Source organism: Martelella endophytica, from assembly GCF_000960975.1.
Taxonomy (GTDB): domain Bacteria; phylum Pseudomonadota; class Alphaproteobacteria; order Rhizobiales; family Rhizobiaceae; genus Martelella; species Martelella endophytica.
The window spans coordinates 3,513,959-3,528,451 of the sequence record NZ_CP010803.1 but is presented as its reverse complement, the minus strand read 5'-3'; the positions used below and the strand labels follow the sequence as shown (position 1 = coordinate 3,528,451).

Sequence of the window (14,493 nt, the reverse complement as noted above, 5' to 3'; positions counted from 1 at the left end):
TGAAGGAGACAGTCCGACACCATGCCGAACCCCGCATCCAGTCCCGCCATCGCAGAGCTTCGGGAGCGCATCGCGCATCTCGAAGGACCGGGTGGACGCGCGCGTTCGGTTCTGCCGTTCGGCCTGAAGGACATCGATCGCAGACTTCCAGGCGGCGGTCTGGCGCTCGGCTGTCTGCATGAGGTGGCGGGCGGCGGCAATGGCGCTGTCGATGGAGCGGCGGCTGCATTGTTCGTGGCGGGCATTGCCGCACGCACCCGAGGCAAGGTGCTCTGGGTGGTCACGCGACCAGACCTGTTTGCACCGGCCATCGCCCAGGCCGGGCTTCAGCCCGACCGCGTGATCCATGTCGAGGCCGGCGACGAAAAGGCTCTGCTCGCCTGTTTCGAGGAAGGGCTTCGCCATGGCGGGCTCGGCGCGGTTGTCGCGGAGACGGCGCGTCTTTCCATGACCGCCTCGCGCCGTCTGCAACTGGCGGCCGAGACTTCCAACACCATCGGGCTGGCTTTGCGCCGATGGCGACGGCAGACCGAGGCCGGCGATTTCGGGCAGCCGACGGCGAGCGTCACCCGCTGGCGGGTCTCCGTCCTGCCCTCGCGACCCCTGCCCGTTCCCGGCCTTGGCCGCGCGCGCTGGCTGGTCGAACTCATCCGATGTCGTGCCGGAGAAAGTGCCGATTTTGAACTGGAGGCGTGTGATGACACGGGTCGTCTCGCTCTTCCTTCCGAGGTGGCCGACGGATCGCCTCAGAAGGAAATCGGGCGACGCATCGCCTCCCGCTGATGCGCCGCTCGTCATGGCCGGCCGCACCGGCCGTCGCAGGCTGATCACGGCACTCGACGCCAATGCCGAACAGCTTGGCGTTCGGATCGGCATGGCCGTCACCAAGGCACAAGCCCTTGTGCCGGGCCTTATCATTGCCGATTCCGATCCTGCCGCCGAAACCGAGGGGTTGGACAAGCTGGCGCTCTGGGCGCTTCAGCGGATTTCGCCGGTGGTGATGGCCGATCCGCCGGATGGTCTCGTCATCGATACGACCGGCGCCGATCACCTGCACGGTGGAGAGGACGCCATGCTTGCCGACATGATCAGGCGTTTCGCAGCGGCCGCCGTCGAGGCGCGTGCTGCGGTCGCGGACACATGGGGCGCGGCGCATGCAGCAGCTCGGTTTCTGGCGCGACCTTCAATTGTTATCCCAGCGGGCGAAAGTGAGGCAATGTTGCGAACCATGCCGCTATCAGCGCTGAGGCTCAGTCCCGCAACAGTGTCCGACCTGCACACACTCGGCTTCGAGACTATTGGCGAGCTGCTGGATCAGCCGCGCGCACCGCTGACACTGCGCTTCGGCCCGGAAATCGTCCGGCGTTTGGACCAGGCGCTTGGCCGGATTGCCGAGCCGGTCGATCCGATCCGCTCGCCGGAGCTGGTCGAGGTGCGCAAGGCCTTTGCCGAGCCCATCGGTGCCCCGGAGACGATCGCCCGCTATATCGCCAAGCTCGCAGACGCCCTTTGCCTTGAACTCGAAAGGCGCGGCCTTGGCGCCCGGCGGCTGGATCTCCTGTTCCACCGCGTCGACAACACCATGCAGTTCGTCCGCGTCGGCACTGCCCAGCCGGTGCGCGATCCCAGACGCCTTGTCCGACTGTTCCGCGACAGGCTGGAGACCGTCGATCCGGGCTTCGGGATCGAGATCATGGTGCTGGTCGCCATCCATGCTGAACCCTTGCGGGAGAAGCAGACGATCTCGTCCCTGGTCGAGGAACCGGAAGCCGATGTCTCTGATCTGGTCGATGTCCTTGCCAATCGCGTCGGCGAACACCGGCTCTGTCGTTTCGTACCGGTTCAAAGCGATGTGCCCGAACGCTCGGTCGCTCGTATTGCTCCGCTGGCACCGGAAACCGGCCTCACATGGGACGGCGACTGGCCGCGGCCGCCGCGGCTGTTGCCGCGACCGGAGCCGATCGAGACCATGGCGCTTCTCCCGGATCACCCGCCCGTCTGGTTCACCTGGCGCGGCGTGCGTCGCCGCATCCGCCGTGCCGATGGACCGGAGCGGGTTCGCGGCGAATGGTGGAAGCGGGATGCCGAACTTACCGCCGTCCGGGACTATTTCCGGGTCGAGGACGATACCGGCGAGCGCTACTGGCTGTTCCGCTCCGGCGATGGCGAGCATGAGGACAGCGGCTCGCACCGCTGGTTCATCCATGGGATCTTCGGATGACCGGGCCGCGCTACGCCGAACTGCAGGTGACCACGCATTTCTCGTTTCTGCGCGGGGCGAGCAGTTGCGACGAACTGTTCGCCCGCGCCGCCGAACTTGGCATCGAGGCCATCGGTGTCGTCGACCGCAATTCGCTGGCTGGCGTCGTGCGCGCATTCGAAGCCTCAAAGCAGACCGGCGTCCGGCTGGTGGTCGGCTGTCGCCTCGATCTTGCCGACGGCCTGCCGGTCCTCGTCTACCCGACCGACCGAGCGGCCTATGCCCGGCTATGCCGATTGCTGTCGCTCGGCAAGAAGCGTGCCGGCAAAGGCAGGTGCCATCTCGAATGGACCGACCTCGTCGCCTATGGCGAGGGGCTGATTGCCGTCCTGGTCCCCGATCGCGCCGATGATGACTGCGCCTTGCATCTGCGACGGCTGCGGGAGGCTTTCGGGGACCGTGCCTATCTCGCGCTGACGCTGCGACGGCGGCCGAACGATCAGCTTCGCCTCTGGCAACTTTCGAACCTGGCCGCCGCAGCCCGGGTTCCGACTGTCGTCACCAATGACGTCCTGTTCCACGCGGTCGGCCGGCAGATGATGCAGGATCTCGTCACCGCCATCCGGCACAATGTCACTATCGACGAGCTCGGGCATCGCCGCGAGCGTTTTGCCGATCGGTATCTGAAGCCGCCGGAAGAGATGCATAGGCTGTTCAACCGCTATCCGGAAGCGCTCGCCCGCACGGTCGAGATCATGGACCGGTGCAGGTTCTCGCTCACTGAACTCGCCTATCAATATCCGGAGGAAAAGCTCTTTCCGGATCTGACGCCGCAGCAGGCACTGGAAAAGCTCTCCTGGGAGGGTGCCGCCGAGCGCTATCCCGAGGGCCTGCCCGACAAGGTGAGGTCCAATCTCGACCATGAGCTGGCGCTGATCGAGAAGCTGGACTATGCGCCCTACTTCCTGACGGTGAATGCGATCGTACGCTTCGCCCGTTCGAGGGACATTCTTTGTCAGGGTCGGGGATCGGCTGCCAATTCATCAGTCTGTTATGTCCTCGGCGTGACTTCGGTCGATCCGGATCGCAATGATCTCCTGTTCGAACGCTTTGTCTCTGAGGAACGCCGCGAGCCGCCGGACATCGATGTCGATTTCGAACACGAACGGCGAGAGGACGTCATACAGTGGGTTTATCAGACCTACGGCCGCGATCGATCCGCGCTCTGTTCCACCGTCATCCGCTACCGCGCCAAAGGGGCGCTGCGTGATGTCGGTAAGGCGCTCGGCCTGACCGAAGACCTGACGAAAACACTGTCTTCGCAGGTCTGGGGCTGGTCCGAGGGTGTCGAGGAAAAGCACGCTCAGGATCTGAACCTCAATATGAGCGACAGGCGGCTTCGGCTTGCTCTGGAGCTTGCACGCCAACTCGTCGGCACGCCGCGCCATCTCTCCCAGCACCCGGGCGGCTTTGTCCTGACCCGCGACCGGCTCGATGAGCTGGTGCCGATCGAGCCGGCAGCCATGGAAGACCGGCAGGTCATCGAATGGGACAAGGACGATATCGACATTCTCAAATTCATGAAGGTCGATGTGCTGGCGCTCGGCATGCTCTCCTGCATGCGCCGCGCCTTTGAGCTTCTCGCCGAGCACAAGGATATCCGGCTGGATCTCGCCACCATACCGGCCGAGGATCCGCGCACCTATGCGATGATCCGCAAAGCCGACACGCTCGGCACGTTCCAGATCGAAAGCCGTGCGCAGATGGCGATGTTGCCGCGCATCAAGCCACGCACCTTCTACGATCTGGTTATCGAGGTCGCGATCGTCCGGCCCGGACCGATCCAGGGTGATATGGTCCATCCCTATCTGCGCCGGCGCGAGGGCAAGGAAGATGTGACCTATCCCAAGCCGGAGCTCGAAGCGGTTCTCGGCAAGACGCTGGGCGTGCCGCTGTTTCAGGAGCAGGCCATGCGAGTTGCCATCGACTGCGCTGGCTTCACGGCCGGCGAGGCCGATCAGCTGCGTCGCGCCATGGCAACGTTCAAGCACACCGGCGGGGTGTCAAAGTTCGGCGCCAAACTGATCGATGGCATGGTCGCCAATGGCTATGAGCGCGAATTCGCCGAGCGCACCTTCCGGCAGTTGGAAGGCTTCGGCTCCTATGGTTTTCCGGAGAGCCATGCGGCGAGCTTTGCACTGATCGCTTATGCCTCTTCCTGGATGAAGTGCTGGCACCCTGATGCCTTTTGCTGCGGGCTGCTCAATGCCCAGCCCATGGGCTTCTATGCCCCGGCCCAGATCGTGCGCGATGCCCGCGACCACGGCGTCGAGGTTCGTCCGGTCTGCGTCAATGCAAGCCGCTGGGATTGCACGCTGGAACCGACCGATCGCGACGACGGGCGTTTCGCCGTCCGCCTTGGGCTGCGGCTGGTGAAGGGACTTGCCAACGCCGAGGCAGCACGCCTGGTCTCATGTCGGGAAGACATGCCCTTTGCTTCGGTCGACGACCTCTGGCGTCGCGCCGGTATTCCTGCCGCCGCACTGGTGGAACTCGCCGAGGCCGATGCGTTCAGGCCGTCACTCGGGCTTGCTCGTCGCGAGGCGCTCTGGGCAATCAAGGCCCTTAGGGACGAGCCGCTACCGCTCTTCGCCGCGGCTGCGAGACGCGAGGCCGGACTTGTCCCCGAGCAGGCAGAGCCGGAGGCTCTTCTGAAGCCCATGGAGGCCGGCCGAGAAGTGGTCGAGGATTACGGCCATGTCGGTTTAACTCTCAGGAAGCACCCGGTTTCGTTTCTGCGGTCGGAACTGACCCGACAACGGTTCAGGTCCTGCGCCGAAGCCATCTCCCTGCGCGACGGTCGCTGGGTCAACCTTGCTGGTCTCGTTCTCGTGCGCCAGCGACCCGGCTCAGCCAAGGGCGTGATGTTCATCACGCTTGAAGACGAAACCGGTGTTTCCAATCTCGTCGTCTGGGCCAAGGTGTTCGAGAAATACCGCCGCACCGTCCTCGGGTCCGGCATGCTTGGCGTCAAAGGACGGGTCCAGCGAGAGGGGGAGGTCGTTCATATCGTGGCACGTGAGCTGAGCGACCTGTCTTCCGAGCTTGCGAGCGTCGGGAGTCGGGATACGGTCTTTCCGCTTCCGCACGGGCGGGGCGACGAGTTTCATCATGGGACGCCGGGACCGGATCCGCGCGGAATGCCGAAGCCGCGCGATATGTTAGATCCCTATGGGCATATCGATGAGATCAAGGTGAAGACGAGGGATTTTCGATAGGTGCTTTTTACGTTCCCGGCCAGCACAACGAGCGAGGTTCAGCTTACAGAAAAGATTTTGACCACGGGATCGCCGCCTTTTCGGCCGGTGACTGTCTGCAATGCGCCCCCATTTCGGTCGTTGGTGACTATTCGTCTACAACCCTAAAGCGGACGTTAACGTGTTCCCGCGAAAGCCCACCCCTTCACAACGCCGAAGACGTGAACGCGGACAATTTCGCGGACCTGTGTTTCTAAGTCTTGGCCGGATGTGTATCCCAGGGCTACACTCCGACTCATGAAGGAAAAAGATGCCGGAATGCGAATCCGTGTCGAGCGGGAGCTTCGCGATGAATTCCTGAAGATGTGTCGCGAGCAGGATCGCCCTGCTGCGCAGGTCATCCGGGAATTCATGCGGGAATACATTGCGGCAAGAAGAACGCAGCGCGCTGGCCAAGCCGAGACCATCGGCGAAATGCCTGTCGCGCCAAGGGGTGAAGAATGAACGCCGTAGAGATCGAAGAAGCCATATCGGCTCTCGCCGAACAGCCGTTTGACGCGGAGGAGTTTCCATTCGCGTTCCTTCAGGCGTTCAGGGCGAAGGAGATCCTCCGGCGTGCAATTAAAGGTGCCGCATGAAGAATGAGAACATAGTTCAGAAAATTTGGAGCCTTTGCCACATCCTTCGTGGTGATGGGATTAGCTATCACCAATACGTGTCTGAATTGACATATCTCCTTTTTCTTAAAATTGCGGAAGAGAACGGTGTTGAGCACCTTCTGCCATATGGCAGCCGCTGGAAAGACCTTTTGGGTCATCCCAAAGATGGCTTGCTGGGCTTCTATCAGGAGATGCTAACCCATCTTGGTACTAGCGCTGAAAGTGAAACGATCCAAGCGATATACGCCTTTCCCACTACGGTGTTTTCGCACGACGAGAACCTTCACGCCGTAGTGGATGGCATCGCCAAAATTGATTGGAATGATCTCTCGGGTGATAGATTTGGGCACATCTACGAAGGGCTGATAGAAAAGAGCTCGCAGGACGTGCGTTCTGGCGCAGGTCAATATTTCACGCCAAGAGCTTTGGTTAATTCCATGGTGCGAACCATGAAACCAAAGTTAGGTGAGATTATTCAGGACCCAGCGGCTGGAAGTGGCGGATTTCTAATTGCGGCAGACCGGTTTATTCGTTCAGAGAACACGGAAAAGGCATACGCGAAAACGCCCCCAAAATATCAAGGTGTTGAAATTGAAAAAAACACCCGACGAATTTGTTTGATGAATACGTATCTGAATGGCCTTGATGCCGAGATTACATACGGGGATGCGCTAACGGACGATGCAAACGGGCTTCAGTCCGCTGATCTTATTCTTGCGAACCCGCCATTTGGAAGCAAAGCCGGTAGCAAAAGGTCACTCCGCTCCGATCTCCCTTATCATAACGCGAACAAACAACTGGCTTTCCTTCAGCACATATATCTAGGTTTGAAACAGGGTGGGCGTGGCGCTGTCGTTTTACCAGACAACGTGCTGTCCGATGATGGAGTCGGCAGATTGGTCCGGCGCGACCTAATGGATAGATGTAATCTACATACGGTTTTAAGGTTGCCTGCCGGGATATTCGCGGGAGCGAGCGTCAAAACAAATGTTCTGTTTTTTACCCGTGGCATCGAGGAAAATAGCAATACGGGACCGATATGGTTCTATGATTTGCGCTCAAACATGCCGGTATTTGGCAAAAAAACACCATTGCTAGACGAGCATTTCGCAGAGTTTGAGAAATGTTTCGGCAACGACCCGCACGGCGAAACAGAGCGCAAGGATCAAGGCGAAACAGGCCGCTTTCGCTGCTTTACACGAAAGGAGATTGCTGATCGTGATGACAATTTGGCTATCTCCTGGTTGCTCGATGAAAGCGACGAAGATGAGGTTGTGGCAGAAACTCCTGAAGAAATTGCTGCACTAATTCTCTCTCATCTTCAATCAGCAATGGCCGAAATCGATGCCGTAATTGGAGAATTTATAGAGCCTACCGAGGTCAATGAATGATGGCGAGCGAGGCCTTCGGACGGACAATTCAGTTGTTCTTGGTGGATGGGACGCCTACGGGGCTTCGTAAAGCCACGATTCACGGGTGGACCGGGCTAGTTTTCGTGGCCACTGCATCGACCTTTGGGATGCTTGCAGAGCGAACGGAAGTTGATCGCACCGGCGTTTATGTCCTCGCGGGTCCAGACCCTGAGCGCCCAGGAGAGACCCGCGCTTACATTGGCTCAGGAAATTCAGTTCGTGAGCGGGTAAAGCAAAGTGCGGTACAACGCGAATTTTGGGAAACCGCGATTACCGTTACAACAAGCGATGATGATCTGTCAAAAGGCCATGCAGAGTATCTTGAGGCAAGACTGATTGAAATGGCTGCCCAGGCTGGTCGTGTTTTGCTCGACAACGGCACAAATCCGGCAAGTCTTCGCCGCCGCTTACCTGAAGCAGATCGCGCGAATATGGAACAATTTCTTGCCAACTTGAAGATAGTTCTGCCTGTGATTGGACTTGATATGCTCAAGCCACAGCCACGTGCCGCTAGTCAGACCAGTACACCTATCGAACAGCGAACGTCAGGCGAGATACACTTTGAGATTCGCCACAAAACAGGAGTCCAAGCAGAAGCGGTCGAGGAAGATGGAGAGTTCATCGTGCTTGAAGGTTCCCAGGCGTTGATCAACACAGGTTTCGTTCAGCAGAGCTATGGAGGTCTAAAGCAGAAGTTGATTTACGACGGTGTTCTTGTGCCGATGAATGATGAAATGATGACATTCACCAAACCATATCCTTTTTCAAGTCCATCTGCTGCCAGCGCCGTCATTCTAGATCGGAACAGCAACGGTCGAATCGAGTGGAAAGTGAAGGGGTCGAAACAGAGTTACCACGACTGGCAACAAGCCCGCGCGGCAAATGCGGGAGGTGGGAATGAGTGATTTCCCGCAGGGGTGGGCACAGGTTGCATTCAGCGATGTCTTGGAAGTGAACCCACGAAGGTCCTTTGACCTGGAACCCGATGATGTCGTGAGTTTCGTACCCATGGCTGCTGTCAGTGAAATTTCTGGAACCATTATCAATAGCGTTTCGCGCCCGCTACGTGAGGTTGTTAAAGGGTTCACGCAATTTGCTGATGGGGACGTAATCTTCGCTAAGATTACCCCGTCGATGGAGAATGGCAAAGCTGCTATTGCGAAAAATCTTAGAAACGGTATCGGTTTCGGCTCAACCGAGTTCCATGTATTGCGCAGCTATGGCGGTGTTACGCCAGAATATATCTGGCATTTCATACGTCAGGCGTCCTTCCGTGACCAGGCGCGGAAGGTGATGACCGGCGCTGCCGGTCAACAACGGGTGCCAGCAGATTATTTGAAGGCACATCCTCTTCCACTACCGCCCCTCGTTGAACAACGCCATATCGTCGCCAAGCTTGACAGCCTAACTTCCCGCACGGCTTACGCCCGCCAAACACTTGATCATATTCCGTCGCTTATAGAGAAGTACAAAGCTTGCTCGCTCGAAAAGGCATTCTCAGAATGGATAAAATCAAACTCAAATGCTGATCAGAACAAATCGCGGCAAGAAGGCGAAATATTCGTTGGGGAACTGGTTGAGAATATTGTGTCTGGCAAAAATCTTCGCTGTGAAGAACGCCCGCCTTCTTTGGATGAGAAAGGCGTGGTGAAGGTGAGTGCTGTCACCTGGGGTAAGTTTGATCCTCTAGAGTCGAAAACACTGCCGCCCACTTTTAAACCGCCAGATAAGTCCCGAATTCGAAATGGTGACCTTCTGATATCAAGGGCGAACACACTAGAATTGCTGGGCGCTGTTGTAATCGTCGATGGTTGCCCTGAAAACCTGTACCTGAGCGACAAGGTTCTTCGTCTGGAAATGCACGAGGACGACAAGCGCTGGTTGATGTGGTTCTTGCGCTCGCCGAAAGGACGGAAAGAAATCGAAGTCCGCGCAAGTGGAAATCAAGTTTCCATGCGAAATATATCGCAAAAACAATTGCGGGAAATACCTCTTCCATGGCCCGCACCGAATGTTAGAAAAGAAATAGTTCGACGTATCGAAACCGCCTTTGCATGGCTTGACCACGTATCTGAGGAACACGCTGCGGCCTCAAGAAAGCTCCCTCAACTTGATGTGCTCATTCTTCAGGCAGCCTTCAGGGGAGAGCTTGTCCCTCAAAATCCACATGAGGAGCCTGCATCAAGACTGCTCGAAAGGATCGAGGCTGAGAAGGAGACAAAACAGGCAAAAAAGAAGACTGCGCGCAAGGCCGCTTCGCGCTCTAAAAAATCAACAACAGGAAGGGCGAACATGGCAAATTTGATTGAAGTGCTGAAATCCAAAACAGATTGGGTGTCCGCAAGCAACGTGGCGCAAACGTTGGGCATTGGTGATGGCGCGACATCTGACGCGGTTGAGGAGTTCTACAACGAACTGCGGGCACACTTGCAAAATGGTCACATCGAGGTCGAGCGCCGGGGGAATGAAGACTGGTTACGGCTGATGCCGATCAGTGAGGAGTGATCATGCGTATCGATTGGCTCTGGATTGGCGAATATAAAAACCTGAAAGACCTGACGATTGACTTCGCTCAGGGGCATCTGATTACCGTATTGATTGGCAGGAACGGGACTGGCAAGTCGAATGTTCTGGAGGCGACAACAGTTCTTTTCCGCGACCTTATTATGGGTGAGGATGCAAAGGGGAACAAAAACAAGCCGTCCTTTGCCTACCGAATTTGCTATCAAATCAGGGATAAATGGGTCCGTATTGATGCCGATCCAGGGGGCAAGGAGCCATATCGTATTAAGCTCGCGCCCTATGGTCCCAATGCCGGGCCTTCCCCAACTGCTATCAGCTTTGAGGAGGCCACTGGCGAAGCACTGGCTCTTTCCAAATTGCGTGATCCAGATGACGGTTATTTGCCGAAATTTGTATTTGGCTATTATTCAGGCCAAAGCGAGAGGATGGAAGAGGTCTTTCTTAAATACCTCGAACGATACGACAAAGACCTTCGCGCTGGAAAAAATCCTGGCTTGAAGCGTCTGTTCTATGCGCTTCCTGTTCATAGCAATTTTGTTTTGCTGTCTTTCATCGTGAACAATGCCGAGTTGACAGACAAATTCTTGCAGGAGCAACTTGGCCTTGAAGAGGGCGGGATCGAATCCGTTCTCTTCGTTCTTAGGCAGCCTTCATGGACATCCAAGGACGGCGATCCACGCTTTTGGAATGCGCGTGGCGTCGTGTCCGACTTTCTGGCTACGCTTTACGATATATCCCTTGCGCCATTGCGCATCACTCGCAAAGAAAAGGTCAGTCTATGGAATTCGCGAACACTGGAGTTCCTATATCTTTTCGTGAAAGACCTGGATGCACTGCGCAAGCTGGCTGGCGGAAAGAGCACCGCCCAGTTTTTTCAAGACTTGGAAAGCACCTATGTTTCTGAGTTGATCGACGAGGTGCGGATTAGGGTGAAACTGCGGAAAAATGATGGGTCGGTCACCTTCCGTGAGTTGAGCGAAGGCGAACAGCAGCTGCTAACCGTGCTTGGGTTGCTTCGTTTCACAGCGGAAGAAGAAAGCCTGTTTCTGCTTGACGAGCCTGATACGCATCTGAACCCGAGATGGAGCGTCGAATATCTTCAGCATATCCGCAATTTCTTGAATGTGAATGGGACAGAGAAGCAGAGCAGTCATGTTCTTCTGGCGACGCACAACCCTGTTGCCGTAGCTGAGCTTGAGAAAGAACAAGTGCAAATTCTTACACGCGATAAGGAAACGCTGGCAATCTCGGCTGCGGAGCCGGATACGCATCCGCGTGGGATGGGTTATGCGGGTGTAATGACCAGTGAGATGTTTGGATTAAGCGCGGCACTAGACACCCATACTCAAGACCTGCTTGCGAGGAAGCGCCATCTCAGCGGGCAGAAGGTGCTTAGTGAAGATGACCGAAAAACTCTGAAGGAAATCAATGAAGAGCTCCATACTTATGGGTTCCGCTATGAGGTGCGCGATCCCGAACTGAAAGAAGCATTGCGAAGGCTGGATCAGGAGGCGACGCCAATAAGTGAAAGGGAGGAGCTGCCTGGTGAGGCTGAGAAAGCTCGCCGTCTAGTTGAGAATGCCTTGAAGAAGGGGGAGGACTAAGACGTGCGCTATATTAATCTGGATCAGCTTAAGTTACCGGATGGCTGGCAGGCGCGCGCGGATGCCGCTATCGCAGATGATCCTGGAAAAATTAAGGATCACTCAGATGTTTGGCGCGACCTAAAGCTGCCATTGATGAAGCTTTCACATGATAAATGTTATTATTGCGAGATTGTGCAGGAACGCTCTGATGGTGCAGTAGATCACTTCCGACCAAAGAGCAAATATCCTTGGTCGGCATTCAGCCCCTCAAACTATAGGTTTGCATGTACATTCTGCAATAGTGTGCGGGCGGATAAAGAAAGTGAGAGAACAGGTGGTAAAGGTGAAAAATTTCCCCTCCTCGATGAGACGAGACGAGCAACTTGCTGCGCCGAGGAGGCAAATGAAGGTCCAATTCTTTTGGACCCGTGCAAACCCGACGAACCCGGCCTTGTAGATTTTGACGAGACAGGAAGACCTATCCCGACATATTCTGAGGAGACACATGCCGGTCGCTATAGGCGAGCAACTGAATCAATCAGGCTTTACCACTTGGATCATGCTGATCTTGTTGACAAACGCAAGACGCTCGCCGTGTCGATAACACGCAAGATTGATGCAGCTGATAGACTGTTCCCGCAAACAGAATCCGGGAATGTCGATTTAGATAATTCATTTTCAGAACATGTTCGCGCTCTAGCAAATTATATCTCCGAAGGTGCGGAGTTGTCGGCTTTTGCACGAAGAATTTTGGCGGGCCGCCGAGATGTTTTATGGGTTGAGAATTTGCTTCGCTCTGCCTGAAGCGTAGGTTACAGAGTGCCTCTGCTTTACTGCTGGTCCTACCCGCAATGTATGAAGTAGCTGGCGCAGTTCTCCGGCTCCAACATGTTAGCGGCTTGGTCGACTACATCCCAAAGAGCATCGGCGGTTCACTCGGCTTTGCGTTGCGATGCCCACTTATCTTGTTGGCTGTCGTGAAGCAGTCAGGCCGCAATCGGCCCCATCTCTGTCGGTCAGGAAAGCGCCGCCATTTCGGTCATTCCGAGATTATCGACCCGGTCCGCAAAGCTGCCGCTCGCTGCACTTCCGACGGATGACCAAGATGCGCAAGAGACAGTCGTCACCATTACTACGGGATGCTATGGTTGCGTGTGCGGTGCTTACGCGGGTTCTGAACTTCCTTAAAAGATATCTTGTGCTTGTAGATGGGTTGATTATTCTTCAATGCGTTGGCAACCCGTGAGCACAAATGAATGATCCAGTTCGAGATTGGCGGAAAGAAGGTGCACCCTGATAAAATCGGTGACGTGCTTATGCAAGCCGAAATGGAGAACCTGTCCGCGCAAATAAGGGAAAAGATCGGATCGATCCGCGATCCCGAGACCGGAGAATTCCCGACGGTGGTGATACGCGGAGACAGTCGCGATGACTTGCACATGCATGTCGAAGGCTCACCCGAACTGATTGAATTGGTGCGTCGCCGCATGGGAGGCGACGAGGAAAGAACAAACGCTATGGAGGAAGAGGTCACGGGCGAACCGCGCGCATTTTTGTCCTTTACTTGGGACGATCGTGTACTGGCCGAACGCATTGCCACTTCATTGCAGGCGAACGGTATCGATACTTGGTGGGCCGAATGGTGCATTGGCGCGGGCGACAGCCTGCGCCAGAAGATCGATGAAGGGCTTGGCAACTGCACACATTTCTTGGTGTTGTTGACCCCAAATTCAATCTCGAAGCCGTGGGTCAATCAGGAAATGGACGCCGGGCTCATGCGCAAACTGAACAGAAACTGCAAATTCATTCCGGTACGCTATGAACTTCAGCCCTCAGCTTTGCCGCCCCTGCTCTCCGGCATGCTCGCCCCCGAGATCAAGGCAGATGAAGACATCACGCAACTCATAAACGACATCCACGGCATCAGTCGCAGACCGCCTCTTGGCAAAGCACCGCACGGAGCATCGGTGGAGACGAAAACCGGTTACTCGGCAGCAGCCAATGCCGTCGCGCGCTATTTCGTTGAGGCAACGAAGTATGGCTGTTCCATGGACCCGATGATTGATGTCGGGCCGCTCGCGAAAGAAGCGGGCCTGACGGAAGAAGACACCAAGGACGCGCTCTACGAGCTTTCTGCCTTCTTCAGAGACAACCATTTCCATGTCCTGGTAAGATCCTGTCTCTTTACCGAGTTCGACCGACACTGGAAGGATTGGGACCCGCGTGAAGATGCGCTAAAACTTGCCGCTGATATTATGAATGATGAAAGCTTCCCCGCTGACAGCAAGTCAATTGCAGATCAATACGGCTGGGATCCCCGCAGGCTTAATCCAGCTGCCACGTACCTGCATGAACGCGGCCTTATCCGGGATTACAAGGTAACAGGCCAGCCACAGTTCGAATATTACCGAATCGTCGGTAAGGCTGACGAGATGCGCCGATTCCTGAAGAGCATGCAGTAAACCTTCAGTACTTCGCATCGAGCAGAAATTTTGCCGGACCACTGCAGGCGAGTCCATCTATGCCTGCTGAAGACACTTCACGTGTCTTATAGACTGCCAGCGGAACTTCTCGGGGCTCGACATAAATGCCTGCTATGGGCCGTTGTGGTGTGGGGGGACGGATTTGCACCGCCCCCTCGCGGTCTACCAGCTCAAACCGAAGGCCGATCCGCCATCTTGTGGTTGGCGTGGCTGCTCACCCAACTAGGCCCACAGAACCGCGAGAGCATCCATACCAGTCTTAAACGTTGCTTTCATGAAGTCCTCCATCGACAGGGTGAGATTGATGTACAAGTCCACGCAAGCCCAGAGGATGAACAGCCACGCCCCAACATCTCCGACGGTGAAACCCAAA

Annotated in this window: 10 protein-coding genes and 1 pseudogene; all 11 read left to right on the top strand. The window is 56.3% G+C overall.

Features of this window, described 5'->3' with window-relative positions; translation table 11 throughout:
• Window positions 1–21 precede the first annotated feature (21 nt).
• The 11 genes and pseudogenes from TM49_RS16215 to TM49_RS16175 all read left to right on the top strand — a co-directional run bounded on the left by TM49_RS16215 (window position 22) and on the right by TM49_RS16175 (window position 14,099).
• Window positions 22–783, top strand: a complete 762-nt coding sequence (locus TM49_RS16215) for an ImuA family protein (protein ID WP_045682801.1) — start codon at window positions 22–24, stop codon at window positions 781–783.
• Complete coding sequence (locus TM49_RS16210; protein ID WP_045682799.1) at window positions 698–2,221, top strand: Y-family DNA polymerase; 1,524 nt, start codon at window positions 698–700, stop codon at window positions 2,219–2,221. The genes TM49_RS16215 and TM49_RS16210 overlap by 86 nt, the downstream gene beginning before the upstream one ends.
• Window positions 2,218–5,478, top strand: coding sequence for an error-prone DNA polymerase (locus TM49_RS16205; RefSeq protein ID WP_045682797.1), 3,261 nt, complete (start codon window positions 2,218–2,220; stop codon window positions 5,476–5,478). Before TM49_RS16210 ends, TM49_RS16205 begins: the two co-directional genes overlap by 4 nt.
• 276 nt (window positions 5,479–5,754) lie before the next feature.
• A complete protein-coding gene (locus TM49_RS16200) occupies window positions 5,755–5,961 on the top strand; it encodes a hypothetical protein (protein ID WP_045682795.1) in 207 nt (68 codons plus the stop codon).
• Window positions 5,958–6,086 (top strand): annotated as a pseudogene (locus TM49_RS23105) (type IIL restriction-modification enzyme MmeI); the annotation flags it as partial. The gene TM49_RS16200 and the pseudogene TM49_RS23105, both read left to right, overlap by 4 nt.
• Before the next feature lie 5 nt (window positions 6,087–6,091).
• The gene (locus tag TM49_RS16195; RefSeq protein ID WP_045682792.1) at window positions 6,092–7,507 is read left to right on the top strand and encodes a class I SAM-dependent DNA methyltransferase; all 1,416 of its coding nucleotides are present in this window, start codon (window positions 6,092–6,094) and stop codon (window positions 7,505–7,507) included.
• On the top strand, window positions 7,504–8,433 hold the full coding sequence (locus tag TM49_RS16190) for a GIY-YIG nuclease family protein (RefSeq protein WP_045682790.1): 930 nt from the start codon (window positions 7,504–7,506) through the stop codon (window positions 8,431–8,433). Before TM49_RS16195 ends, TM49_RS16190 begins: the two co-directional genes overlap by 4 nt.
• Window positions 8,426–10,033, top strand: coding sequence for a restriction endonuclease subunit S (locus TM49_RS16185; protein ID WP_052699891.1), 1,608 nt, complete (start codon window positions 8,426–8,428; stop codon window positions 10,031–10,033). Before TM49_RS16190 ends, TM49_RS16185 begins: the two co-directional genes overlap by 8 nt.
• A gap of 2 nt (window positions 10,034–10,035) precedes the next feature.
• Window positions 10,036–11,655, top strand: coding sequence for an AAA family ATPase (locus tag TM49_RS16180; RefSeq protein ID WP_045682787.1), 1,620 nt, complete (start codon window positions 10,036–10,038; stop codon window positions 11,653–11,655).
• A gap of 3 nt (window positions 11,656–11,658) precedes the next feature.
• Window positions 11,659–12,441 carry an HNH endonuclease family protein gene (locus TM49_RS23100; RefSeq protein WP_082074777.1) on the top strand — a complete coding sequence of 261 codons (783 nt, stop codon included), beginning with the start codon at window positions 11,659–11,661 and terminating at the stop codon, window positions 12,439–12,441.
• A 452-nt stretch (window positions 12,442–12,893) separates the two neighbouring features.
• Window positions 12,894–14,099: a toll/interleukin-1 receptor domain-containing protein gene (locus TM49_RS16175; RefSeq protein ID WP_045682786.1), complete on the top strand. Its 1,206-nt coding sequence runs from the start codon at window positions 12,894–12,896 to the stop codon at window positions 14,097–14,099.
• Window positions 14,100–14,493: the final 394 nt, after the last annotated feature.

What these genes read in the sequence shown, in the direction of transcription:
- TM49_RS16215 (WP_045682801.1), top strand. Translation starts at nt 22, where the DNA reads ATGCCGAACCCCGCATCCAGTCCCGCCATCGCAGAGCTTCGGGAGCGC.
- TM49_RS16210 (WP_045682799.1), top strand. Translation starts at nt 698, where the DNA reads ATGACACGGGTCGTCTCGCTCTTCCTTCCGAGGTGGCCGACGGATCGC.
- TM49_RS16205 (WP_045682797.1), top strand. Translation starts at nt 2,218, where the DNA reads ATGACCGGGCCGCGCTACGCCGAACTGCAGGTGACCACGCATTTCTCG.
- TM49_RS16200 (WP_045682795.1), top strand. Translation starts at nt 5,755, where the DNA reads ATGAAGGAAAAAGATGCCGGAATGCGAATCCGTGTCGAGCGGGAGCTT.
- TM49_RS16195 (WP_045682792.1), top strand. Translation starts at nt 6,092, where the DNA reads ATGAAGAATGAGAACATAGTTCAGAAAATTTGGAGCCTTTGCCACATC.
- TM49_RS16190 (WP_045682790.1), top strand. Translation starts at nt 7,504, where the DNA reads ATGATGGCGAGCGAGGCCTTCGGACGGACAATTCAGTTGTTCTTGGTG.
- TM49_RS16185 (WP_052699891.1), top strand. Translation starts at nt 8,426, where the DNA reads ATGAGTGATTTCCCGCAGGGGTGGGCACAGGTTGCATTCAGCGATGTC.
- TM49_RS16180 (WP_045682787.1), top strand. Translation starts at nt 10,036, where the DNA reads ATGCGTATCGATTGGCTCTGGATTGGCGAATATAAAAACCTGAAAGAC.
- TM49_RS16175 (WP_045682786.1), top strand. Translation starts at nt 12,894, where the DNA reads ATGATCCAGTTCGAGATTGGCGGAAAGAAGGTGCACCCTGATAAAATC.